27 protein-coding genes and 1 tRNA gene are annotated in these 23,532 nt (G+C 69.9%); 23 read left to right on the top strand and 5 right to left on the bottom strand.

Annotation, left to right across the window (positions count from 1 at the left end; translation table 11 throughout):
- Positions 1–931: 931 nt before the first annotated feature.
- The 3 genes from OHV05_RS09255 to OHV05_RS09265 all read left to right on the top strand — a co-directional run bounded on the left by OHV05_RS09255 (position 932) and on the right by OHV05_RS09265 (position 3,871).
- Positions 932–2,668 (top strand): hypothetical protein, encoded by a 1,737-nt coding sequence (locus tag OHV05_RS09255; RefSeq protein WP_405017241.1) that lies wholly within the window; start codon positions 932–934, stop codon positions 2,666–2,668.
- Positions 2,669–2,864: 196 nt separating this feature from the next.
- Positions 2,865–3,320: a GntR family transcriptional regulator gene (locus OHV05_RS09260; protein ID WP_405017242.1), complete on the top strand. Its 456-nt coding sequence runs from the start codon at positions 2,865–2,867 to the stop codon at positions 3,318–3,320.
- 14 nt (positions 3,321–3,334) lie between these two features.
- Positions 3,335–3,871, top strand: coding sequence for an HD domain-containing protein (locus OHV05_RS09265; RefSeq protein ID WP_405017243.1), 537 nt, complete (start codon positions 3,335–3,337; stop codon positions 3,869–3,871).
- Here the strand turns inward: OHV05_RS09265 and OHV05_RS09270 are convergent.
- Entirely contained in the window at positions 3,868–4,341 is a 474-nt protein-coding gene (locus OHV05_RS09270) for an NUDIX domain-containing protein (protein WP_405017244.1), read from the bottom strand. The two genes, OHV05_RS09265 and OHV05_RS09270, sit on opposite strands and share 4 nt — an antisense overlap.
- The gene (locus tag OHV05_RS09275; protein ID WP_405017245.1) at positions 4,338–5,108 is read right to left on the bottom strand and encodes a helix-turn-helix domain-containing protein; all 771 of its coding nucleotides are present in this window, start codon (positions 5,106–5,108) and stop codon (positions 4,338–4,340) included. Before OHV05_RS09275 ends, OHV05_RS09270 begins: the two co-directional genes overlap by 4 nt.
- Positions 5,109–5,693: 585 nt before the next feature.
- Here OHV05_RS09275 and OHV05_RS09280 point away from each other — a divergent pair.
- The 17 genes from OHV05_RS09280 to xerC all read left to right on the top strand — a co-directional run bounded on the left by OHV05_RS09280 (position 5,694) and on the right by xerC (position 17,695).
- Positions 5,694–5,987: a hypothetical protein gene (locus OHV05_RS09280; protein WP_405017246.1), complete on the top strand. Its 294-nt coding sequence runs from the start codon at positions 5,694–5,696 to the stop codon at positions 5,985–5,987.
- Positions 5,987–6,184: a hypothetical protein gene (locus tag OHV05_RS09285; protein WP_405017247.1), complete on the top strand. Its 198-nt coding sequence runs from the start codon at positions 5,987–5,989 to the stop codon at positions 6,182–6,184. Before OHV05_RS09280 ends, OHV05_RS09285 begins: the two co-directional genes overlap by 1 nt.
- An 8-nt stretch (positions 6,185–6,192) precedes the next feature.
- Positions 6,193–7,119 (top strand): DUF2637 domain-containing protein, encoded by a 927-nt coding sequence (locus OHV05_RS09290; protein WP_405017248.1) that lies wholly within the window; start codon positions 6,193–6,195, stop codon positions 7,117–7,119.
- A complete protein-coding gene (locus OHV05_RS09295; protein ID WP_405017249.1) occupies positions 7,116–7,508 on the top strand; it encodes an RRQRL motif-containing zinc-binding protein in 393 nt (130 codons plus the stop codon). The genes OHV05_RS09290 and OHV05_RS09295 overlap by 4 nt, the downstream gene beginning before the upstream one ends.
- 107 nt (positions 7,509–7,615) lie before the next feature.
- Positions 7,616–7,999, top strand: coding sequence for an ATPase (locus tag OHV05_RS09300; protein ID WP_405017250.1), 384 nt, complete (start codon positions 7,616–7,618; stop codon positions 7,997–7,999).
- 21 nt (positions 8,000–8,020) lie between these two features.
- Positions 8,021–8,233 carry a hypothetical protein gene (locus OHV05_RS09305; protein ID WP_405017251.1) on the top strand — a complete coding sequence of 71 codons (213 nt, stop codon included), beginning with the start codon at positions 8,021–8,023 and terminating at the stop codon, positions 8,231–8,233.
- Positions 8,234–8,491: 258 nt separating this feature from the next.
- A complete protein-coding gene (locus OHV05_RS09310) occupies positions 8,492–10,705 on the top strand; it encodes a cell division protein FtsK (protein WP_405017252.1) in 2,214 nt (737 codons plus the stop codon).
- 137 nt (positions 10,706–10,842) lie between these two features.
- A complete protein-coding gene (locus tag OHV05_RS09315; RefSeq protein WP_405017253.1) occupies positions 10,843–11,097 on the top strand; it encodes a hypothetical protein in 255 nt (84 codons plus the stop codon).
- A 56-nt stretch (positions 11,098–11,153) separates the two neighbouring features.
- On the top strand, positions 11,154–11,345 hold the full coding sequence (locus tag OHV05_RS09320; RefSeq protein WP_405017254.1) for a hypothetical protein: 192 nt from the start codon (positions 11,154–11,156) through the stop codon (positions 11,343–11,345).
- Positions 11,345–11,566 carry a hypothetical protein gene (locus OHV05_RS09325; protein WP_405017255.1) on the top strand — a complete coding sequence of 74 codons (222 nt, stop codon included), beginning with the start codon at positions 11,345–11,347 and terminating at the stop codon, positions 11,564–11,566. Before OHV05_RS09320 ends, OHV05_RS09325 begins: the two co-directional genes overlap by 1 nt.
- On the top strand, positions 11,563–11,841 hold the full coding sequence (locus OHV05_RS09330) for a hypothetical protein (protein WP_405017256.1): 279 nt from the start codon (positions 11,563–11,565) through the stop codon (positions 11,839–11,841). The genes OHV05_RS09325 and OHV05_RS09330 overlap by 4 nt, the downstream gene beginning before the upstream one ends.
- A gap of 127 nt (positions 11,842–11,968) precedes the next feature.
- A complete protein-coding gene (locus OHV05_RS09335) occupies positions 11,969–12,580 on the top strand; it encodes an SAM-dependent methyltransferase (protein ID WP_405021416.1) in 612 nt (203 codons plus the stop codon).
- A 100-nt stretch (positions 12,581–12,680) separates the two neighbouring features.
- The gene (locus tag OHV05_RS09340; RefSeq protein WP_405017257.1) at positions 12,681–13,445 is read left to right on the top strand and encodes a protein phosphatase 2C domain-containing protein; all 765 of its coding nucleotides are present in this window, start codon (positions 12,681–12,683) and stop codon (positions 13,443–13,445) included.
- Positions 13,446–13,584: 139 nt separating this feature from the next.
- Entirely contained in the window at positions 13,585–14,433 is an 849-nt protein-coding gene (locus OHV05_RS09345; RefSeq protein WP_405017258.1) for a bifunctional DNA primase/polymerase, read from the top strand.
- A gap of 2 nt (positions 14,434–14,435) precedes the next feature.
- A complete protein-coding gene (locus OHV05_RS09350) occupies positions 14,436–15,911 on the top strand; it encodes an ATP-binding protein (protein WP_405017259.1) in 1,476 nt (491 codons plus the stop codon).
- A 462-nt stretch (positions 15,912–16,373) separates the two neighbouring features.
- Entirely contained in the window at positions 16,374–16,562 is a 189-nt protein-coding gene (locus OHV05_RS09355; protein WP_405017260.1) for a helix-turn-helix domain-containing protein, read from the top strand.
- Positions 16,562–17,695 (top strand): tyrosine recombinase XerC, encoded by a 1,134-nt coding sequence (gene xerC, locus OHV05_RS09360; protein ID WP_405017261.1) that lies wholly within the window; start codon positions 16,562–16,564, stop codon positions 17,693–17,695. The genes OHV05_RS09355 and xerC overlap by 1 nt, the downstream gene beginning before the upstream one ends.
- Positions 17,696–17,763: 68 nt before the next feature.
- Here xerC and OHV05_RS09365 read toward each other — a convergent pair.
- A tRNA-Val gene (locus OHV05_RS09365) sits at positions 17,764–17,835 on the bottom strand.
- Between the two features lie 171 nt (positions 17,836–18,006).
- Between OHV05_RS09365 and OHV05_RS09370 the strand changes: the two genes are divergently transcribed.
- From OHV05_RS09370 to OHV05_RS09380, 3 genes are all read left to right on the top strand, one after another.
- Entirely contained in the window at positions 18,007–19,263 is a 1,257-nt protein-coding gene (locus OHV05_RS09370) for a hypothetical protein (RefSeq protein ID WP_405017262.1), read from the top strand.
- Positions 19,264–19,325: 62 nt separating this feature from the next.
- A complete protein-coding gene (locus tag OHV05_RS09375; protein WP_405017263.1) occupies positions 19,326–19,814 on the top strand; it encodes a DUF4442 domain-containing protein in 489 nt (162 codons plus the stop codon).
- A 46-nt stretch (positions 19,815–19,860) separates the two neighbouring features.
- Positions 19,861–20,079 carry a zinc ribbon domain-containing protein gene (locus tag OHV05_RS09380; protein WP_405017264.1) on the top strand — a complete coding sequence of 73 codons (219 nt, stop codon included), beginning with the start codon at positions 19,861–19,863 and terminating at the stop codon, positions 20,077–20,079.
- A 70-nt stretch (positions 20,080–20,149) separates the two neighbouring features.
- On the opposite strand, the gene OHV05_RS09385 is transcribed toward OHV05_RS09380, so the two are convergent.
- Both OHV05_RS09385 and OHV05_RS09390 read right to left on the bottom strand, forming a co-directional pair.
- Positions 20,150–21,007, bottom strand: coding sequence for an HAD family hydrolase (locus OHV05_RS09385; RefSeq protein WP_405017265.1), 858 nt, complete (start codon positions 21,005–21,007; stop codon positions 20,150–20,152).
- Positions 21,007–23,472 carry a phosphoribosyltransferase gene (locus OHV05_RS09390; RefSeq protein WP_405017266.1) on the bottom strand — a complete coding sequence of 822 codons (2,466 nt, stop codon included), beginning with the start codon at positions 23,470–23,472 and terminating at the stop codon, positions 21,007–21,009. Before OHV05_RS09390 ends, OHV05_RS09385 begins: the two co-directional genes overlap by 1 nt.
- Between the last annotated feature and the right edge of the window lie 60 nt (positions 23,473–23,532).

Below are 23,532 nucleotides of genomic sequence, written 5' to 3' on the forward strand. Positions count from 1 at the left end.
TCGTCACGTTTTCGCAATTCTGAGGGGTGGGCGCAGACGGTTTCGAACCGCCGACATCCGCCTTGTAAGTTCGACCAGGCACTCGCCCGACCGGAACGGACGTGCACCTGGGGCTGCCCGTCCATGCGTCCATGGACTCAATTGGCTCCCGGCATCTGCCGCCGTTGATGTCAGATTCTGATGTCAGCGAACTGGCCTCGATCGGCTGACGTTTCCTCGTGCGGTGCAACGCCACGGCTCACCAACCCAACGCGTCGCTCTACTGGGCCCCTTCTTGCGCCGCATCCAAGACGATCGGCTAGCACTCACTCTCTCCACGTGGCGTCTGGGCGACTTGGCGCTCTCCTCGCCCACATCGGGCGATCAGCGCTTCCCAGACTCGGCGACGATCACTGGAAGTCTGCGGAACCAGCGTTCGAACGATGCCCAACACCGTGGCTAGCGCAGCATGCATCGCTCCGAGGCCGACACTGCCGGCTGTTGCCCACCACGGAGCATCCATCAACCTAGGAAGAATGGCGCCCACACCAATCAAGGTGGACACAACCGCCCCGTGCACCCCGCTGCCGCTGCCAACCCGCCTTGGCGTGCGGCGTTCAACCAGGCCCCTGTGAACCATCGCTACCTCTTCCCTCAACCTGCCACCGATCTCTCCGGCGATGCGTCAAGATTGCTCAGGCTTATGGCATTGCGGTAAGGGCAACGTGTTGCAGACACCCTGCAACGAACCGGAGGTGAAGCAGTGAGCGGTCTGCCTGGGGGCGCTTCCGAGCGCCGACCCGAGCCACATCGCAGTCCAGCGACACTGCCCGCTCAACGCACCCAGCGGCGCCGCATCGTTTTCAACAGTGACCTACCCGACACACTGACGCCTAGCGCTCGAAGCCTCGCGGTGGCGCTACGGCTTCTCGCGGGCCAGTTGCACACCTCAATGACCGGCTACGCCGCGAGCACACATTGGCATGTTTCCACAGTATCTCGATATTTTTCTGGACTTGAAATCCCAGGAGCAACTTTCGTAGAAACTCTCATTCGGGATTCCGAGGCAGCGTCTGGCCAAATCATGGCGGCTGAGGCACGAGAGGCAATCAAAGAACTTCATCGGGCAGCCCAAAGGGATTCCAGTCCTCAGACGGCAGAAATCCAGTCCCTTCGCGATCAGGTGAGCCTATCGCAGCGTCAAGCCGAGGCAACGGAACACACTGTACATCTACTTGAGGAAGAACTAGAGAAGGCCCGAGAAAACGCCGAGCGAGGCGCCCTTGAAGTTCGTAGGACTGAGTCAAGAATGCACGGCGAGGCCGCCAGACATGCCATTGAGCTAGATCGCCTAGCAGAGGAACGTGACCTTCTCTACGAAGAGCGTATAAATCTGATGGCGTACATCGCGGAATTGGAATACGCTCTAAGCAGGGCAAGAAAGCGTGCGGCCAAGGCGGAAGAAAAGTGCGCCGCATCCGAAAATCTCCTGGAAGCCGCAGAGAGAGAAATTGAGGAAAGCTTCACCAGGAAATCCACCGAAAAAATCGAGCTAGAAACTGCCCTCGCGCAAGAGAAGAGCCTGCGTACTGCAGGACAAAGGAATGAGGCTGAAGTCTGGCTGAGCCTCAGCAAAACATTGATTAGCGTCAGCGAGATTGCAAGAGCGTCAAGTGCTACCGGAGAAGCCGCAGCAATCTACAGAAATCTCGATGACCTACCGAAGGCTGCCCACTGCTGGACTCAATTTGTCATACGAGCCATGAAGATTCACCCAAGAATGCCAACCGATCCGGATGAGATCGCAGAGGCCGCAGCACGAGCCGTCGGCATCTACGAAGAGCTTGGCGACATTATGTCAGCAGCAACTACCTGGCACCATGTCAGCGTTCTCCTAGGTGCGAACAGCCGAGCAGAGAGTGCTCTTGAAATTGCAACAAGGGCGGCCGGCCTATATTCCACAGATTCCAGAGTAGATCTTGCACTGAAACTCTGGGAGGATCTATGCAAGGTACTCCCACCCGGGCAACAGGCGCTCACTGCGTCAAGTAATGCGCTGAGCTTGCACAGATCTTCTGGCAATCTTGAGGGGCAGGCCAGAAGCCTCAGAATAATGGCCTCTTCGCTTGAGCAGATCAAAGAATCTGGAAGGCAAATCGAGGTTTCCGAGGAGGCTGTATCTATTTTCCTAACACTGGATGACAAGGGCGCCGCCGGGCAGGTGCTCTCCCATCTGGCGGGATCTCTCGCGCAGGCTGGAGATCCTAAAGTATTCATCCCCTATGCGCAACGCGCCATCGAGCTTCACGAGGCAGCTTCAGATCAACTGTCCGAGGCACACACCTACGAGCTCATTGGGCGAGGTCTGGCAAGGGGTGGACATGCCAGCCAAGCCATGGACTTCACAGCGCTAGCAGCCGAAGAGTATCGCACCGCTGGCCTATCTAAGCAAGAGGCCGATTTATGGCATTCCCAAGGGGTCGAATTCGCGCGCCACGGGAACATTGATAATTCCTTTGCAGCAATTGAGCAAGCCGTTGATATCTACTGCTCGCTAAATGACATTCCGGATGCCGCAGCCGCTTGGCAGAATCTCGCAAACCAGTTCCGCTCCATGGGCAATATCCTCGAGGAAAAGCATGCCAGGCGGCTTGAAATGGCGCTGCGTGGAGGCGGCAACGTCCCCTAGGATGTCGAGAGTTTCCTATCGTACCTGCAAGCTCTTGGAGTTGGCTGGCGCCCAGCAGTTCTCTCCCTCCGAGACTCCGAGTGGGCGGTGAGCCGCACCACGGCTTGAGCCCTTGTCGCCCCGGCTCTCGATGATGCGCCCCAGGTGAGGCATCCTTCATTGTGACTGGAGAGACACGATCAGGAAGGAGCCGCCAGTGACAGAGCGGAGCCCACGTGGGACCTACCTGCAGATCGCGGAAGCGCTGCGGACCGAGATCAGTACTGGAGCGAAGACAAGCACCTTGCCGTCCGAGGCGGAGCTGATGGCCCAGTACGGCGTGGCCCGAAGCACCGTTGGACGCGCACTTAAGCTGCTGGCCGACGAGGGTCTGATTCGGTCTCAGCAAGGAACTCGCCGCACGGTGGCGGCCGCAGCCCACGCACCCAGTGTCTACGACCAAATCGCAGGCGTGATCAGCAACGATGGGCTGGCCCCAGGTGACGAGTTCCCCTCAGAAAGCGCGCTCTGCAACCGGACTACCGCCTCGCGCGGCACCGTCCGGCGAGCCCTCGCTCAGCTCGAAGGAGCCGGGATCCTGGAAGTCCGGCAAGGCAAGGGCCGCTTCGTTCTCGCCATCCCGAACCCCGATCTCACACCACCCGCCCCCTAGAAACGGATGCTGCTGTGTGGGCCTACGATCTCGCTGAATCCCTTCTCTCAAACGACCTGCCCCGGCGCTGGGCTCACTCCCAGGGCGTGGCCGGCCGGGCACGCGCGCTGGCACCGATCCTTGGGCCGGATGCCGAACTCCTTGAGTTTGCTGCTGTGCTGCACGACATCGGCTACTCGCCGCGCATCAGCGACACCGGGTTCCACCCGCTCGACGGTGCTCGATTCCTGCGCAACGTCGAGCGGGTGGACGAGCGGATCGTACGGCTCGTCGCTCACCACTCCTGTGCGCTACTGGAAGCCGAAGAGCGGGGCCTGCGCGACGAGCTGGAATCCGAATTCCCCTTGGAACAGCCGGAGTTGGTCGACGCATTGATCTTTTGCGACATGACCACCACGCCGGACGGTACGTCGACCACCACGCCGGAGCGGATCGCCGAGATCGTGGGGCGGTACGGCCCCGACAGCCTCGTCGGACGGTTCATCCGCCGAGCCGAACCGGAGATCCACGCTGCGGCCGACCGTGTGCAGCACCGGCTGACCCTGGCCTAACCGATGTACGGCTGAACACGATCCGGGTCAAGGGCGTGCTCAATCCGAAGCCGCATGGACGGATGAATGCTGAGGTCACGAAGGTCCGCTGGGTCCACCCAGCGGACCTCTTTCGATTCCTCGCTAGTCCGAAGTTCTCCACCGACCGGGCGGGCCCGGAAGCAGATGGAGAACTGCTGACGGACCTCGCCGTCCGAGTAAGCCATGCGGTGCCCGGGGTCGGTGTACAGCCCAGTGACAGTGACGACCTGGACGTCGATACCGGTCTCCTCATGCACCTCGCGGACCACCGTCTCGGCAACGAACTCGCCGATGTCGTGGCCGCCCCCCGGAAGCGCCCAGAGCCCGTTGTCCGTCTTGTGGATGAGGAGCACCTGCCCGCGATCGTTTTGGACCACAGCCACGACGGACGGGACAACGGAGTTCGCCGCCGGCGCGCCGGGGTCGTTGATGTAGTCGATCCTGCTCATGCTGTATCTCCTTCAAGCCGCGGCGAGTTGATTCTCCGCGAGCCCTCCCAGATGCGCTCGATGCTCGCCGCGTACGTGCTGAACAGCTCGGCGCCCGGGACCTGCGAGAGATGCATTACAGGCGACAGGTAGGCCCCCATGCCGTAGACGTGGCCGTTGACGAGCATGTTGTCATCGGCCCGGTAGAGCGAGTTGTACAGCGTGGTCGCGTGCAGCCGGAACTCAACTCCCGGCACGCCGAAGAGCGGCCCGTAGTTGGCCAACGCGTTGCGGATCTTCCCTCCCATGGCCGGACCGATCCCCTCGTCTTCACCCCGCTGAGCGACCGGAGCTGAGTCCGGATCGCCGAGCATCAGCCGGACTAGGACACCTGCGTTCGCCTTCTCCCTGATCAGGCGGAAAAAGAGCGGGTCCTCGGAGAGCCAGAAGCCCGCGTAGACGACCAGGTCGAAGTTCCGCGTGGCTCCCGCGTACAACGAGGTCCACAACTCCTTCGGCACGACAGCGCGGTTCGGGTAGAGCTTGACTAGCTCTGCACGGCCGGCCTCAGCCAGTTCGCTGGCGCTTTGCTCGTCTGACCACAGGTCCGAAAGGTCTCGGCGAAGCAAATTCGCAAGCGCGTACTGATGGCGCCGGTACGGCCTGCGCTGGTCCTTCGCCTCAAGCCAGCGGTCCACCGTGCGAGCGCTGACCCCCATCTGTTCTGCAATCTGTTCGACCGTCAGGCCGCTTGCCAGGATCGCTCCTCGAAGCCGCTCATTGGCCATGTCACCCTCCCCTGGACGATCTGGTGGCGCTTGGACGATGCGGGACGACTTGACCGTACCGAAGTTGGCTCTAGGACGTCCATCAGTGCCGTATCTCGCCATGCCCTGACGCGCGAATCTTGTGATGCGCGGTCGGGAGGTCTTCGACTCAAGCAGCAGAGGACTTGACGGAGCGTCGGTCCATTGGCATCGTAAGAGACATGTTCAACATGCATCGCATGGTGGAGCTGGCGAACCGGCCGCCCTTCTTTGGGCTGCTCTGAGCTGCGCAAATGTGCCCGGAGGGGTGGGGTGACATCCCCCTGAAGGAAGTACTCGCTGTTTGAGAACTGAATAGGTCCCGCCGAGAACCCCGCGAGAGGAGGTGTCTGGGGAGAGGCGGAGGCAGACCGAGCGGACGGCCCGTAGTGGGCCCCTGCGGGGGTGAGGGTGCGATTCCTTCCCCGTCCACGCACAGCTGGTGAGCGCCCGATGCGCTGAGCGGCTGTCTGTCATCTGGGCCCAGACAGAACGAGACCGCCGCGCTCCGGCCAAGGAACGCGCGGCGGTCCCTGGGGCCCACACACCCTTGGAGAGGTAGACCCCGTGAAGTCGATTGTTGCAGGACAGTGGGCCGTTTCGGCCCTGGAGTTCGCCGAGCTGGCGTTCGGCGTGGACGCCGACGTGGACCCGTTCGGCTCGTTGTTCGGTGGTGTGCCGGGTGAGTCGGCCGCCGAGTGGGCCGCCCGCACGGACGTGGCCCGGGAGGTGCTGGCGGAGCTGCTGGTGGACGACCCGGAGTCGGCGGAGGTGGCGGCGGAACTGATGCGCTCGGCGCCGGTGCCGTTGGTCCGTCGGGTGGCGGGGCGCCGGCCGGTCTGGTCGGGGGTGGCGGCGTGATGGCCGCCCGTACGGATGTGGAGGAGTCGCTGCGTCGGGTGCGTCTGGCGGCCGAGCTGAACGCGGCTGCGGCGCGGCGGCAGCAGGAGAGGTTGGCTGTTCTGCGGGAGCGGGACCGGGCGGTGCTCACGGCGCTCACGGCCGCTCACCCGGCGCTCACGGTCCACTCGCCGGTGCGGGTGGGGTGGTCGGGGTGAGGGTTCCGGTGACGGCTGAACAGATCCGCTCGGCCGAGCGGGCGTTGACGGCGGGGACGTGGACGATCACGTGCGGCGCGGTGCTCTACAGCGTGCTCACGGTGACTCCGCTGATGCGCTCCCACTCCCCCGAGGGGTGGGAGTGGACGGCGCCGATCCTGCCGCTGGTGGTGGATGCGGCGGTGGTGATCGTGGTCCGGATGGACTCGATCCTGGCCCGTCTCGGCGGGCAGGGCGGCCGGTGGCCGGTCGTGCTGCGCTGGCTGACCGGAGCCATGACGCTGCTGCTCAACATCGGTCTCTCGGCGCTGGACCGTGATCCGGTCGGGGTGGTGGTGCATGCGGTGGCGCCGCTGCTGCTGATCGTCACCGCCGAAGCGTCCCTGTCCTACCGGCGGGCGATCGGCTCCGCGCTGGCCGCCCGTGAGGCCGGTGAGCGCGCTGAGCGAGCCGAGCGTGAGCGGGTCGCGGAGGAGAAGCGGCTGCGGGAACGCACGGAGCGGCTGGCGGAGTTCGATGCGGCCGATCGGCGGGAGCGTGAGCGCCGTGAGCACGAAGCCGCTCTGCTGCGCGAGCAGCGTGAACACGAGCAACAGCTCCTCCTTTCCGAACGCGCCGAGCGGGAGCGGTTGGAGGCTGCCGAGCGGGCCGAGCGCGAGCGCCGTGAGCGTGAGGTGAGCGAGCGTGAGCAGGATGAGCGCGAGCACCTGGCGCGGCTTCGGCACGAGCTGATGACTGCCGAGCCGGCCGCCGTGCGGCTGCTGGAGACGGATGCCCGGATGATCGTGCGGGTGGCGATCGCCACCGAGGTTCCGCAACGCCGGGTGGTGGAGGTGACCGGCTGGTCCGCCGGCTGGGTCGCCAACCGCTTCCAGGAACTCCGCGAACTCATCGACACCGAGGGCCCGCTGGCGGTCGGGATGGCCCTGCGGTGAGCCGCACCCGACACCCAGCCCCGGACACCCCGACCGGCCCCGGGGTCCTGCCGACCTACCGCTGGCGCCAAGCCCCCGACGGGTTCCTCACCCGCCGCCAGCTCCGCGCCCGGGGCCTGCGGCCCGGCGGTCAGCAGGTGGCCGCGCAGATCCTCTGGCCCTCCCGCTTCGGCGGCACCGCCATGGCCCTGCTCTACCGTCCCGAACTCGCCGCCCCTGTAAGGGAGATGACCCCCGGGCGTCGGGCCGCGCTGGACGCCGCGAACCGGGCCCGCCGCACGTGCCCCGACTGCGGGCGCGACGCCGGATACGTCCTGCCCCGGCACCTGGGCACCTGCATCCCCTGCGCCGACGACACCCCGCCAACTGCCCTCATCGCCTCCGCCTGACACGGACTGGAGATCACCGTCATGAGCGACTACAGCACCAACGGCGGCTACGGCTCGCCGAAGATCCCCAACCCCAACCCGCCCACCCCGTCCGAGGGGAAGGGCCAGTGACCAGCATCGAGATCACCAGCTTCGGCTACCTGCACGGCGCACCGCCCGACGGCGCTCACCTGACCCTGGACCTGCGCCACCACTTCCGCGACCCCCACATCAACCCGGCGCTGCGGGAGATGACCGCCCACGACCCGCAGGTCCGCGTCGCGGTGATCGACACCCCCGGCATCACGAGCCTGATCGGCGCCACCGTCTCGGCGGTCGAGGCGTTCGCCTCCGGCCCGAGGCAGGGCCCGGTGCGCGTGGCCGTCGGCTGCGCGGGTGGCCGGCACCGGGCCGCAACCGTCGCCATGGTGCTGGCCCACCGGCTCACCCGCCCCGGCAACACCGTCACCCTCACCCACCTCGACCTCGGCAAAGCCGTCGTCCACCGCTGACCTGAAAGCAGGCACACCACCATGGGCCGCATCTCCAACCTGTTCCACTCCGCCGGCGGCGACGACTCCATGCCGGGCGGTACCGAGGCGGACCACCGCGCCGATGCCGAGGGGTTCCGCCAGTGGGCGGAGAAGCACGACAGCGAGGGCAACACCCGGGCCGCCGCCAACGCGCTGCGTCAGGCCGGATGGTCCGACGCCCTGGCCGACAAGGCCGCCCGCGAAAGCCGCTGACCACCCACATCGACCCGACAGGGGATCCACCATGCGCGACCTGATGAACCGTCTGTCCCACCTGGCCGGTAGCGGCTGGCAGTGCCTCAAGTGCGGCCACTTGCAGAACGGCGGCACCGCGTGCCCGGCCTGCGGCGCCCGCCGTGACCAGCACGGCTCTCGCTGACTTCGCCCCGGGACGGCCACACGGCCTGGCAGCTTGTCCGGCCGTCCCGGGCCCCCTTGCACCCACCAACTTCTGTGAGGAAGGAACCATCAGTGAACCACTTCGACAACCACGAACCCGGCGGTGAGGACGAGCTGTTCGCGCGCCTGGAGGCCGACATGGCCACCGAGAGCGGCGGCGGCGTGCTGGACCTGGGCAAGGCCCGGGCCGAGCGCCGCCCCACCCCGGTCGCCCTCGCCGACCCCGAGCAGGATGGCGACGACGATCTGCCGTCGGTGTACGTCGACCAGCCGCCCACCACCCCGCTGCCGCCGGCGGAGGGGACGCGGCGCCCGATCCTGCCCTCGTGGCTGCTGTCCCGCGCCGAGCTGCGGACCCAACTCACCTACACCGCAGGGCTGTTCGGCCACACGGTGGCCTATCACGCGATCCGCACCCCGCTCTACGCCGCACGCCTGGCCGGCCGTTCGCCGCGTGGGACGGCCCGGCTGGTCAGGTTCCTGGGCCGGTGGGCATCGGACGCGGAGGGGCAGCCGCTGCGGGCGGCGGCCGCCCGGCGCGAGGACGCGGAGCTGTACCTGCGGCTGACCCGCCAGCGGGACGCCCGGGTGCGGCTGCGCGGCCTGATCAGCATCCTGGGTTCGGTGTTCGGCCTGGCGGCCGTTGTCGTGCTGCTGGTGCTGACCAGCCTCACGACGGTGCTGATGCTGGCCGCCGCCGTGATGCTCGGTCTCGGGGTGGTGGGGGCGCCGGCGGATGAGCCGTTGATCGGCCGCGCGGTGACCAAGGCCAAGGCGCCCAGGCTGACCTCGGACATGGTGATCCGGGCTCTGGAGTCGCTGGGGATCGGCGGCATCACCTCGGCCAGGACCAAGGGCACGGCGATCACGTTCCCCGCCCCGATCATGCGCGACGGCCCCGGCTGGCGCGCCGACGTGGAGCTGCCGCACGGCGTCACGGTGGCGGACGTGATGGACCGCCGCGAACGCCTCGCCTCGGGCCTGCGGCGGCCGTTGGGGACGGTGTGGCCGGAGCCGTTCCCCGGTGAGCACACCGGCCGGATGGTCCTGTGGGTCGGGGACCAGGACATGGCTACGGCCAAGCAGCCCGCCTGGCCGCTCGCCAAGGCCGGCACGGTGGACCTGTTCGATCCGGTCCCGTTCGCCACCGACCAGCGCGGCAACTGGGTCACCGCCACGCTCATGTTCATCGCCGGCGTCATCGGAGCGGTGCCCCGGATGGGCAAGACGTTCCTGCTGCGTCTGCTGCTGCTGATCGCGGCCCTCGACCCGAGGGCCGAGCTGCACACCTACGACCTCAAGGGCACCGGCGACCTCGACCCCGTCGGGGACAAGGTCAGCCACCGTCACCGGGCCGGGGACGACGACGAGGACATCGAGTACGCCATCGCCGACCTGCGCGCGCTGCGGGAGGAACTGCGGCGCCGCACCAAGGTGATCCGCTCCCTGCCCCGCGACCTCTGCCCCGAGTCCAAGGTGACCAGCGAACTCGCGAACAACAAGTCGCTGGGGCTGCACCCGGTCGTGGTCGGCGTGGACGAGTGCCAGGTCTGGTTCGAGCACCCCAAGTACGGGGCGGAGTTCGAGGAGATCTGCACCGACCTGGTCAAGCGCGGCCCCGCCACCGGGATCGTGCTGCTGCTGGCCACCCAGCGCCCCGACTCCAAGTCCCTGCCCACCGGCATCAGTGCCAACGCGATCCTGCGGCTGTGTCTGAAGGTCATGGGGCAGATCGAGAACGACATGGTCCTGGGCACCGGCGCCTACAAGCGCGGCATCAAGGCCACCAGCTTCGCCCGATCCGACCGGGGCATCGCCTACTACATCGGCGGTGAGGGAGCGGACGCGCAGATCGTCCGCTCCGTGTTCGTGGACGGCCTGGCCGCCGAGACCATCGCCCAGCGCGGCCGGGTCGCCCGCGAGGCGGCCGGACTGCTGACCGGCCACGCCGCCGGCGCCGCCCAGGGCGAAGCCGCAGCAGCCCCGGCGCACGACCTGCTGGCCGATGTCCTGGCCGTGATGGGCCCGGACGAGGCCAAGGTCTGGTCCGAGACGATCGTGACCCGCCTGGCGGAGCTGCGGCCGGACGCCTACGGGCCGTGGGGTGAGCTGGAGGGCCGGGCCAAGGGCGACCAGATCGCCACCGCGCTGAAGCCCTACGGCGTCACCACCGGCCAGGTCTGGGGCACCACCGACGGCGGGAAGGGCGCCAACCGGCGCGGCATCGAACGGGACGACGTGACCCGCGCAGTTACTGAGCGCAACAAGAAGCGCGACGCCGGATAGGCCCGGAGGGTCGCTAGGTCTAGCAAGCACCCTCGCTAGACCTAGCGACCCCGCTAGCGACCAAAACATCCCCTGATCAGGTTCCTAGCGCCTAGCGTCTGACCTGGCAAAACCCCGGAAACGGCCTGGAGGCCACCGTGGACACCCTCATACCGGCCGCACTCGCCGCCGCTCTCCTCTCCGCCGCCGGTTACGCAGCGTTGTGTGCGGCGTCGCCGTTCGGCGACTGCCGCAAGTGCGACGGCCTCGGCTCCCAGCTCAAGTTCGACCGCCGTGGCAAGCCCAAGCGCGGCAAGACCTGCCGCCGCTGCAAGGGCGCCGGCAAGCGCATCCGCGTCGGCCGCCACCTCTACAACGCCGCCCACCGCACCTGGACCGCCGGCACCCGCTGACCCCCTGTCCCGTCCTGCCCACACCCCACACCACCGACCCGTGAAGGACAACCGCCATGGCCCTGACCGTCTCCCTGGTCGTGCTGTTCGGCATCACCCTCGGCCTGCTGCTGCGCTTCAAGGCCCTCGGCTACGGCTCCGCAACCGTCGCCGTCTTCTTCGGCTTCTTCCTCGCCTCGACCGGCCTGGCCGCACCCATCAACAACCTGGTCCAGAGCGTCATCACCTTCGCCTCGACCCTCGGCTGATGGGCACCAACCCGCCGCTGACGGTGCGCCCGCTGGCCGCCGTCCACCTGCGCGAAGCACTCACCGCCGCAGCCAACGGCCAAGCCCCCGCCGCCCTGGCCGCGCTCATGCACATCGACCCCGAGTCCTGGCAGGCCCTCGAACACCGCCTGAACGCACTCGGGCTGACCGTCCTGGACTCCCTCGCTCTCGCCGCCCGAACCGGAGGAACCACGCCGTGAACACCACCGCCAACCTGGTGACCGCCGCTGTACTGTTCGGCCCCGGCACCGCCCTGGCCGCCGCCGTGCTGCCCTCGATCCGACGCAGCCGCACCGACTCCGCCGCCGTCCGCCGCGTCCTCGCCGAGAGCGCTGCCGCCCGGGCCGCCGCCGAGATGGACGAGGAGGGGCCGACCCCGCCGACGGAGCGGGAGCCCGCACCCGAGGCGGTGCCGGTGCCGGCCGTGCGCCTCGCGACCGTTCTGCCGTTCCCGGCTGCCCGCCGTGCTGCCTGAGCCGCGCGCCGTGGTCGCGCTGCCGGTTCTGGTCCCGGGGGCGCGGCCGGCCGCCGGGTGGCTGCCCGCCCGGCCGTGGAACGGGCTCACCGTGCTGGACGCGTTCTGCTGCCAGGGCGGCGCCAGCATGGGCTTCCACCTCGCCGGGTACCGCGTCCTGGGCGTCGACCTCGCCCAGCAGCCGCGCTACCCCTTCGAGTTCGTGCAGGGCGACGCGGTGGAGTTCATCGCCCGCCACGGGCACCGCTTCGACCTGCTCGCCGGGTCACCGCCGTGCCAGCGCTACAGCCGGGCCCAGAAGATCCGGGGCAACGACCACCCGGACCTGATCGCACCCACCCGGGCAGCGATGCGCGCAACCGGCCGCCCCTACGTCATCGAGAACGTCGAAGAGGCCCGGGACGAACTGATCAGCCCCGTGATGCTCTGCGGCGCACTGTTCGGTCTGCGGACCTACCGGCACCGCCTGTTCGAGACCGGCGGCGGCCTCCGGATCGGCCAGCCCCCGCACCCCGACCACGCGGCCCGCGTCGCGAAGATGGGCCGCCCCGTGGCTGAGGGGGAGTTCATGCACGTCGTCGGCAACTTCTCGAACGTCCCCCTCGCCCGCAGCCCGGAAGTCATGGGCATGCACTGGGCCACCCGCGACGGCCTGCGGGAGGCGATCCCGCCCGCGTACACCGAGCTGATCGGCCGTCAGGCAAGGGCCCTGCTCGGTGCCACCGCTCTCGCCTGCTGACCGGCCCCGTACGGCGGTTGCCCGATCCACCCACCGGCCCGGCTGCGGTGGGTGGTGAGGGGAGCTGGACCGTCCAGCCCACCGGCACAAGGAGCAGCCCGTGTACACCACCAACCACACCGTCTCCCAGCAGCTCGGCGCCCGCACCCACCAGGCCGACGCCACTGCCCACCACCTCGACCCCGACAGCGGCCACCGTGCGTGGGTGCTGCTGGACGGCATCGGCGACCGCGAGCACGTCGCCGACTGGACGCCCCGCACCGCGCTCGCCCTGGCGTCCTCCGCCGCCGGTCTCGGGGACCCGCGCGCGGCGATCGAGCTGGCCCGCCCCGTCCTGCACGCCGAGCGCGCCCACCTCGGCCACCCGAAGAAGTGGCCGGCGGACGCCGCCGCGATCGTCGCCGTCCTCAACCGCGCCGGTGACCTGAGCATCGCGTGGGCCGGGGACTGCCGCGCCTACCTCACCGCTGAGCGCGGCCGGACCGTCCTGCTCACCACCGACCACAACGAGGCCGCCCGCCAGCGCCGTACGGGGCGGACGCCGGGCCCGAACGCGCACGACCGCCTGACCAGCTCCCTGTGCTTCCTGACCGGTGAGATCGGCGGGGCCGAGGTCCGCTTCGGTCCCCGGCGCACCGCCCGGCGTCTCCTGCTCGCCTCCGACGGCGCCTACCTCCCGCACGAGGCGGCCGGCGTCTTCCCCGTCCCCGACGGGAGCAGTTCCCTCACCGGTCGGTCCCGTTTCCTGGCGCCGGTGCTCGCCGGTTCCCGGGAGCGGGCCGCGCAGCGGCTCACCGAGCTGGCCGTGGGCGCCAACCCGGCCAAGGCGGACAACGCCACCGCGCTGGTCATCGACATCGACTGACCGGCGCGACGACCAGCGCCAGCCCTCGCACAAGGTGTGCGCCGAGAGCGCGATGAACAGCAGCGGCGGCCCCCTTTCCGGCAAGAACCGGGGCCGCCGCCAATCCAGCAACCCTCATCGAGAACTGGAGACACCCAGCATGACCGATTCGACCCTCATTTGGGGAGAGTGCCTGTCCGCCGCAATCACTCTGGCGGCGTCCGGTGTGCCCGTGCTGCCGCTGCGAGCCGGGAAGGTGCCGTTCGGCAACTGCCGGGCCTGCACCGGCAACGCGTGCGGCGGCCGGCCGAACATGAAGACCCCCGGCCCCTGCCTCTGCCTGGCCCCGTGCCACGGCTGGGCCGCCGCCAGCACTGACCCCGACGTCATCAACTCCCGGGAGTGGGAGCGGGCGTGGCGCGAGGCGGCCGGGGTGGCCTACCACCCCGGCGGGGCCGTGCTGACCGTCGTGGACCTCGACAACGCGGAAGCCATCTCGTGGGCCCGCGCGGAGCTTCCCGCCACCCGAACCGTGCCCACGACCCGGGGTGAGCACTGGATCTACCAGGGCGCCATGCAGTCGGCGAACGCGGTGCGGCCCGGTGTGGACATCAAGTCGTCCATGTCCTACGCCCGTTGGGTCGGGTCCGGCACCGGAACCACTGTCGCCCTGCCGGACGTCGTCCGGGCGCTGCTGGTACGGGCGCCTTCTCCGGCCCGGTCGGTGACCGTGCCGGTGCTGGTCGGGGGTGGGCGGTGCCCGCACCGCAGCCCGGCGTACCTGGAGCGCGGCATCGCCATGGCCGAGCAGCGCATCACCAACGCCTCCTGCGGCGTGCACGCGGCCGTGTTCGGGGCGTTCCTGTCCGTGCTGGCCACGCACGGCCGGTGCGGCTGCCTGACCGACGCGCACACGGCGCGGTTGTTCGCCGCCGCGCAGGCCAAGGGCGAGAGCCCCCGGCACTGCGCCGACGCGTGGGCGAACGCTGTCCACAGGCTGGGGATGTAACCGTGGCGGAGGACGAGAAGACCCCGGCACGCGAGATCATCACCGACTACGCGCAGGCCCACTTCCGGTACTTCCGCACCGCCGACGGCACCGTCTACGCCCAGAAGACCGGCCACCCGGTGGCCCGGCCGATCCGCTCCCAGGGCACCACCGGCAGCCACCGCCAGGAACTGATGGTCGGTCTGTACCGTGACGGGCTCGGGGTGTTCAACGGCACCGCGCTCAAGGAGGCACTGGACCTGATCGAGGCCCTGGCGCTGACGGAAGAGGTGCAGCCCGTCCACATCCGGGTCGCCCCCGGGTTCGACGGGGCGACGTGGCTGGACCTGGGCCGCTCCGACGGCCTCTCGGTGCGCATCCACCCCACCGGCTGGGACACCGTCGTCCCGGACCCGCGTGAGGTGTGCTGGCGGCGCACCCAGCTCACCGGAGAACTGCCCGTCCCGGTCAAGGACACCGACAGCAAGGGCATCGACCTGCTGATGCGGCTGTGCAACTTCGCCACCGCCCAGACCGAATGCCTGGCCATCGCCTGGCTGATCGGCTGCCTGGGCCCGTCCGTGCCGGTCCCGGCGCCGTTCCTGACCGGGCCGCAAGGCGCGGGCAAGTCCTCCGGCGGCCGGATGCTGGTGCGGATCATCGAAGGCATGAGCGGCGACCTGCGCCGGGCCCCCAAGGACGAGGAAAACCTCATCGCCGCCGTGGCGGCCGGATGGGTCACCGCCCTCGACAACCTGAGCCACATGACCCCCGACCTCTCCGACGCGATGTGCTGCATCGTCACCGGCGCCGAGAGCGTCAAGCGCGCCCTGTTCACCGACGGCGACGTGGTCCGGGCCAGCTACCGCCGGCCGCTGCTGCTGACCGGCATCGACGTCGGCGTCATCCGCCCCGACCTGGCGGAGCGGCTGCTGCCGCTGCGGCTGGAGCGACCCCGAGTGAGGCGTACCGAGGCGGAGCTGTGGGCGGACTACGAACAGGCCCTGCCCATCGTGCTCGGGTCGCTGCTGGACCTGACCGTCAAGGTGCGGGCGGCGCAGGCGGAGACTCCGACCGATCTGCGGATGGCCGACTTCGCGCACCTGTGCGCGCAGCTCGACGCCGCGACCGGCCTCGGGGTGCTGGCCGCGTACCGGGCGAGCCTGGATGACCTGAACGACGACGTGATCGAGGGCGACCTCCTGGCGCAGACCGTCCTGCGGCACGCCGAGACCATCGCCCCCGGCGCGGCGCAGCGCCAGACGTCGACCGAGTGGCTGAGCCGTCTCAGCCGCCTCTACAGCGAACCCGACCTGCGGCCCCTGCCCAAGGGCTGGCCCACCACCGGCAAAGTCCTCTCCGACCGCCTCAAGCGCCTCCAACCCACCCTCGCGGCCCGGGGTGTCCTGGTGGACTCTGGCCGCACCCGCGAGGGCCGGTACCTGGAGATGGCCCGTCCGGCCGTCCCGCCGCCGCACGAACAGCCCCGGCTGCTCTGACCCTCACTACCTGAACAGCAAGAAGAGCACCGGCCCGCCCGGCGATGGGTGCTCCTCTTGTTGTTCGGCGAAGCCGCCCGAAGGTCGTGCCGCGCAGCGGCTCCTCCTTTCGCTCTGAGGGGGCCCGAACTACAACAGACGCCCTTCCTTTTTCCTAAGTAGGAAGACGCTGCGTCACGTTCGTCACGCGGGCCGAAAACCGGCGCCTGACCTGCGCAGACGGCCGTGACGCAGACGGCGGCCGCTTCGTCATCCTGCGTCACGTGCGTCACGGCGTGACGCAGCCCGTGACACACCCATGACGCAGCCCCTTGACGTCGCGTCACGCGAAACCGCAGGTCAGAAGCTCATCTGACGCATGTGACGCAATGACGCAGAAATCCCAGCCTCGGACAGGCACGCCTGCCCAGGCGCCGCGTCCTGCTCTCCACCACATCCGAACCGCTCACCGAAGGGCCGCATGTGACCACAGCCACGCCCGAAGTCCTCACCGTCCCAGAAGTCATGACGGCCCTTCGGATGAGCCGCAGCAAGGTCTACGACCTCATCCGCTCCAAGAAACTCGGCACCTTCACCGAGGGCCGATGCCGCCGTATCCCCACCGACAGCCTCACCGACTACATCCGCAGCAAGATGGAAGAGAGCAACTGATGGCAAAGAAGAAGCCCAACGGCTCCGGCACCGTGACCAGGCGCAAGGACGGCCGCTACCAGGCCGCCGTCTACGTCCCGCAGCCCGACGGCACCCGGGCCCGCAAGTTCGTCTACGGGAAGACCTGGGAGGAGTGCGACCAGAAGCGCCGGGAGTTGGTGGAGCGCGACAAGCAGGGTGTCCCCACCCCGACGCGTTCGGCGAAGCTCTCCGAGTGGCTGCCCTACTGGCTGGAGCACTTCGTGGTCCCGCAGCGCAAGCGCACGACGGCCTCGAAGTACGAGATGCACGTACGGCTCTACCTCGTCCCCCTGCTCGGCTCCAAGGGCCTGGAGTCGCTCAGCCCCCGGGACGTGCGGCTGTTCCTCGCGCAGGTGACGAAGCAGGCGAGCGCCGCCACCGCCAAGGAAGCGCACAAGGTGCTGCGGACCGCACTCACCGCCGCCTGCAGGGACGAGTTGATCAGCCGGAACGTGGCCATGATGGTGCCGCCGCCCCGGGTGGTGAGCAAGGAATCGCAGCCCTGGACGCTGGACCAGACCCTCGCCTTCCTGGCGGAGGCCCGGACGGACCCGCTCTACGCCGCGTTCGTGCTGGCGATCGCCCTCGGCATGCGACGCGGCGAGATCATCGGCCTGCGGTGGTCGGACGTGAACCTCGCCGACCGGTCGCTGGTCGTCAGTGAGCAGCTGCACCGGGTCGATGGCGCGCTTTACGCGGACAGCACGAAGAACGGCAAGCGCAGGCCGATCCCGCTCCCCCGGATCGCCGTGGTCGCGCTGCGCTGGCACCGGCTGCGGCAGGAGGAGACCCGGCAGGCGGCCGGCGCGAAGTGGGTGGAGACGGGCTACATCTTCACCACCCGGTCCGGCCGACCGGTCGAGCCGACCAACGTCTACCGCTCGTTCCGCAGGATCGCGGCCGACGCGAAGGTGCCCGTGGTCCGGCTGCACGACGCTCGGCACGGCACGGCGACGCTGCTGGTCGCCTGCGGGGTGTCGCCCCGGGTGGTGATGGAGATCCTGGGTCACAGCCAGATCGGGCTGACGATGAACGTCTACACCCACGTCACGCAGGACTCCCAGCGGGACGCCCTGGCCAACATGGATCGGCTGCTGCGCAAGCCCCGTTGATGTCAGTTTCTGATGTCAGAAGCCCCGGACCGGGAACGGTTCGGGGCTTCGGTGCAGTTCAAGCACTGTGGGCGCAGACGGTTTCGAACCGCCGACATCCGCCTTGTAAGGGCGGCGCTCTACCGCTGAGCTATGCGCCCCCGTCGCGGCGCGCCGAAGGTCCGGCCGCGTACGACGAGAGGTAAGAGTACCTGGTCCTGGGAGCGCTGCGCCGCAGGTATTCGGGGTGTGGGACCAAAGGGGGTGCCGGGATCGTGGGGTGATCGGCGAGAATGGGGCTGAGGCTGGCGGACCGGACTGGGAGTGTGGGCGTGAGGGTGGCCGGTGGCGGCGGCGGGCGGGGTGGCTGGTGGCGGCGGGCCGACACGCAGCGGGCGGAGGCACAGGCTGCCCGGGACGCGGCGCAGCAGGCGTTCTACGAGCTGGACTCCGCCCAGCGGGAGGTCGAGCTCGCGGTCGAGACGATCCGCGCCGCCGAGGACGACCGGACGGCCCGTCAGGCGCTCACCGACTTCCAGCAGCTGGCCGGCCGGGTGAACGAGGTCAGCGTGGAGTACCTGGCCGCGCTGGACGCGCACGACCTGGAGGACGCGGAGCTCGACGCGGCGACCGCGAACCAGGCCCGGCGGACGCTGGAGCAGGCCAAGCAGAAGCTCACCGGTACGCAGTCCGAGCTCACCGGTTTCCTGGCCCGGTTGCAGCCGCTGATCCAGCACGCCGAGGCCCAGCTGATCCGGGTCACCCCGGCGGTGGAGCGGGCCAAGCGGGCGCTGCTCGGGGCCACCACCGCGCTGGAGACGGTCCGCGCGGCTGGGCTGAAGGCGGACGATCTGGCGGCCCGACTGGCCGAGCTGGCCCCGGAGTTGACCAAGCTGAACGAGGGCGCGGGCCGGCACGGCGTGGCACCGACCCTCAAGCGGGCCGAGGACGTGGCGCTCCGCGCCGAGGCGATCCGGGTCTCGGCCGAGCAGCGGCCGGAGAAGGCCCGGGAGATCGACCGCAGGGTGGGCAGCCTGCGTACAAGGATCGAGGCGCTGGAGACCAAGAGCGGGACCGTCGAGCCCGCGCTGAGCGAGCTGCGCCGACGGTTCAGCCTGGCCTGCTGGCAGGACCTGCAGCACGTGCCGGAGCAGGCGACCGAGGCGGTCACCGCCGCCCGGGCCAAGCTGGCCGAGGCGGTCCGGGCCAGGGACGAGCAGCGCTGGCCGGACGCGACCGGGGCGATCGGGACGGTACGGGCGCTGCTGGAGAGTGCGGACGAGTCGGTCGCGGCGGTGCACGGGCGGCTGCGGCAGCTCAACGAGGTCGCGCACGACCCGCACAAGGAGATCGAGCGGGCCAGGTTCGCGATCCGGGACGCCCAGCGGCTGGCGATGGCCGGCCGGCAGACGCCGGACCCCCGGCACGCCGCTCCGCTGGACGCCGCGGTGGCCCGGCTGGACCGGGCGGTGGCGGCCCTGGAGGAGGCCGGCCGGCACCCCGACTACTGGCACTTCCTGACCGAGCTGACCGCCGTCCGGGAGACCGCCGCCGAGGTGGTCACCCTGATCCGGGGCATCCACCACTGAGCACAGAGCAATGTGACGGCGACCACATTACCCGCCGGTAACTTCCTTGCTAGAGTCGCCCCATGGCACGCAAGCGCACCCTGAGCGCCACCACCTTCCGGCGCGGCATCAACCTCTGGCCACCGTTCCTGTTCGCGGGCATCCGGGTGCTCGCGGTCTCCCCGGACTTCCGCTCCGCGAAGGTCCGGCTGCGGCTGCGCTGGTTCAACCGGAACTGGGTCGGCACCCACTTCGGCGGCTCGATCTTCGCGATGACCGACCCGTTCTGGATGCTGCTGGTGATGCAGAACCTCGGCCCCGGCTACCTGGTCTGGGACGCCGCCGCCGAGATCGACTTCGTCGCCCCCGGGCGTGGCGACATCTTCGCGGAGTTCGAGCTCACCGAGGAGCGGCTGACCGAGATCCGCGAGCTCACGGCGGACGGGAAGAAGGCGCTGGTCTGGTTCCACACCGAGGTACTGGCGGCCGACGGCTCGGTGGTCGCCCGGCTCCGCAAGCAGGTGTACGTCCGGGAGAAGCGCAGGACCGACCGGCCGTCGGACGGGGAGTGACGCAGCGACCGGCGCCAAGTCGGCCGGTACTCGGTACGCTGCGGGCATGCCTCGCTACGACTTCCGCTGCCGCACCTGCGGCGCCACGTTCGAACTCCGCCGCGCCATGGCCCAGGCCAACGACCCGGCCCTCTGCCCGCAGGGGCACACCGACACCGTCAAGCTGCTCTCCGCCGTCGCGGTGACGGGCGGCGGCAGCAGCGCCGGCGCCGCCCCGCAGCAGTCCTCGGGCGGTGGCTGCTGCGGCGGCGGGTGCTGCAGCTAGCCGACGGCCGAAGGGGCGCGCGGACCACCCAGGCCCCGCGCCCCACCAACCCACCGCGGAAGACCCGCCGTCAGAGCTCCGCCTGAGCCACCCCGGCCGGGCGCACCGCGCCCACCGTGGCCAGGAACTGCCGGACGATCTCCTCGCCCGCCGCCACCCCGATCTGGGTCAGCGCGGTCACCCCGGGCGCGGTCCAGCCCGCGTCGGCGAGCTCGCCGTGACCGGGGCGCCAGCCCTGGTCGGCGGCCAGCAGCAGGTCCGCGTCCAGCAGCGAGTCGCCGGCCGAGAGCACGGTGGCCGCGCCCACCCGGCGCTCCACCTCGGCCAGGGCCGAGCTCTTGCTGAGCGGGGTGGGCACCGCGTAGACCTTGCGGCCCTGGAGCGAGACCGACCAGCCGCGCTCGGCGCACCAGCCGGTGAGCTCCTCGATCCAGCCGGCCGGCAGCATCGCCCGCTCGACCACCAGGTACGCGAACAGGTTGTCGGCCACCCGGCGCTTGTGGGTCCACTCCGGGTCGGCGCTCACCGCCAGGTGCTCGACCACCTCGGCCAGCGGCGAACTGCCGTCCTTCAGGCGGGACTTGACCTCACCCTGCCAGTCCTTGTCCGGCACGCCGCCGACCAGCAGCTGCCCGCCGTTGGCGCAGATCGCGTACGGCGGCACCCAACCGGGCGTCGGGCCCGGCAGGTTGACCCGCTCGTACTGGGCCCTGGTCCGGGTGGTGGCGGGTACGAAGACCACCCGCTGGACCAGCTCGACCAGCAGCTCGGCGGCCTGCTCGGTCATGAAGGAGAGCGCCTTGCCGTCGTGCACCTCGACCGAGAGCAGCCGGGGCGCCAGCCGGTCGGGCACGTCCAGGGCGAGCGCCCGGTTGGAGTAGATGAGGGTGCGGTCCAGATCGCTGGCGACTATGAACTGACGGTCCATCAGTGCTCCACCTTGACTGCCGTGCCGTCGGCGCCGGTCGCGCCGCGGCTGAAACGGGGGTGGATCAGACCGACGCAGGAGTACGGCAGGTCGTCCACCTCCTCGACGAACACACCGCGCTGGGCGGCGAGCAGACGGACGTGGTCCAGGTCCGCACCGGTGCCGCGCTTGGCCAGGATCCGCCAGGGCACCCGGCGCAGCAGCACCCGGGTGGTCTCGCCGACCCCGGGCTTGACCAGGTTGACGCTGTCGATGCCGTACTCGGTGCTGATCCGCTCCATCGCGGCCCAGCCCGCCCAGTCCGGCGTGCGGTCGGTGTCGGCCAGCGCGTCGGCGGCCTTGACGGCCTCGGCGCGCACCGCCGCGAACCGGCCGGCCACCGCCTCGACGAAGCTCCGGGAGACGTCCGCCCCGGCCAGCTCGCGGTAGTACTTGGCGCCGTGGAAGTCGTCCGGGCCGATCAGGTCGTCCCGCAGCACGGTGCGCGAGATCAGGCCGGACACCGTGGAGTTGAGGCAGGCGGACGGGATCAGGAAGTCGTCCCTGGTGCCGAAGGTGCGGACGCAGCCGCCCGGGTCGGAGAGCACCGCGAGCTCGGGGTCGAACGGCATCCCCTCCAGCGCGGCCGCCAACTCCCGGGTGATGGCGCCCTTTCCGGTCCAGCCGTCCACGAAGACCACCTGGCGGGAGTCGTGCCGCTCGGCCAGGTAGCGCAGCGCGACCGGGTCGATGCCCTTGCCGCGGATGATCGAGACCGCGTAGTGCGGAGCGTCCAGGCCGTACGCGAAGGCGAACCAGCGGCGCAGCAGGATGCCCACCGGGGTGCCCGCCCTGGCCAGCGAGGCGAACACCAACTCGCTTCCGGCTCCCAGGCGTTCGCGGTGGAGCGTCTCCGCCACGGTGCCGACCGCGAGCGCGATCCGGTCCACCGAGGTGGTCAGCGCCTGCTGGAACAGCTCCTGGTACTCGGGGCTCGGCTGGTACTCGACCGGCAGCGACTCGGCGTAGTGCGCACCGCCGGACTGGACCGCCTCCTCGCGCTCCTCGGTGGGCGCCTCCAGGGCGACCTCGGAGAGGTCGGTGAGCAGCCAGCTCACGTCCTCGGCAGGGTAGGAGGAGAAGGCGGGACCGTGCAGCGGAGCGGGAAGGCTCATCGGACTCACAGACGGTAGAACGGAAGGGACCTGGCATACGGGTTGCACGGACGGCAGCACGGCGAGCACCACCTGGTCGGTGACCCGGCCGAGCTGGCGCAGCAGCGCCCGCTCGCCCTGGTGCAGGGCCGGGGTGTCGGCGGGCTGGTCGACCACCAGCACCACGGCGTCGAAGCGACGTCCGGCGTCGTTGCCGGGCGCGACGTTGTAGGCGTACCGCTCGCCCGGGCCGTCGGCCGGGTCGTCGTGCGCGGGGAAGGCCAGCCGGGTGCGGATCGCGTAGCCGGGGTGGTCGACCGCCAGCACCGGTGAGCGGGTGGTGGTGGAGAACCGGACCCGGTCCTCGCCGATCAGCTCGCCGAGTGCACCGGCGATCCGCAGCGGGGTGTACATCAGCTCCTCGAAGCCCAGCACCAGCACGTTCTGCCGCCCGACCAGGGCCTTGGCCAGCGGGGCCGCCAGCTCCGGCAGCGCGGCGTCCAGGCGGCTCGCGTCGGCGGTGGAGAAGCCGTGCCGGCCGCCCTCGGGCAGTCCGGCGGGCCAGGGCAGCTCGACCCGCTCGACCGGTGCGGACGGGCCGGCCGGCGGGGTCTGGGCCGGGGCGGCGGCGATCAGGCCGGCGGCCAGCTCCAGCACGTCGGCGGGCAGCTCGACGCCGCCGGTGGCGGTGGCCAGCAGGTCGAGCCGGGCGCCGAGCTCGGTGGCGGCCTCGGTCAGCCGGGCCCGGTCGGCCGGGGTGCGCAGGTCGACCAGGGCGACCACCACGTAGTGCGGGCGCGGGTGCCCGGCGTGCAGCGCCCGGATGGTGTTGAGCACGGTGGTGCCGGTGGAGAACTCGTCGTCGACCAGCACCAGCGGCCCGTCCCCGGCCAGGAAGGCCGGGTCGGCGGGCAGCAGCAGGTGCGAGGTGGCGTGCGAGTGCTCCTCCTCGAAGCCGCCGACCGGGGCCACCCCGGCCACCGGTCGCCGGGTGGAGTGCAGGTAGGGCGCACCGAGGCCGTCGGCCACGCTGTGCCCGAGCGCGGTGGCGGTCTCGGCGTACCCGAGCACCACCGCCTGCGCGGCGGCGTCCGGGCCGAGCAGCTCGCGGACCCGGCGGCCCAGCTCCAGCCCGGCGCCGTGCACCACGGCGGGGCGCTGCGGCACGTGCTTGCCGAGCACCCGGGAGACCAGCAGGTGGGCCCGCTTCGGGTTCTCCCGCAGGGCGAGCCCGATCAGCCCGGGCAGTTCGGGCGAGCCGGTGAGCCGGAGACCGAGCCGCTCGGTGACCCAGCCGCCGGTCCACGTCCCTGATACGTCCTGAACTGCCAAAACTCCTGCTTTCTCGGTGCGGACGGACCCGCTGCGAACGGACTCGGGGTGACTCTCGAC

It is taken from the genome of Kitasatospora sp. NBC_00070, assembly GCF_045041205.1.
Lineage (GTDB): Bacteria > Actinomycetota > Actinomycetes > Streptomycetales > Streptomycetaceae > Kitasatospora.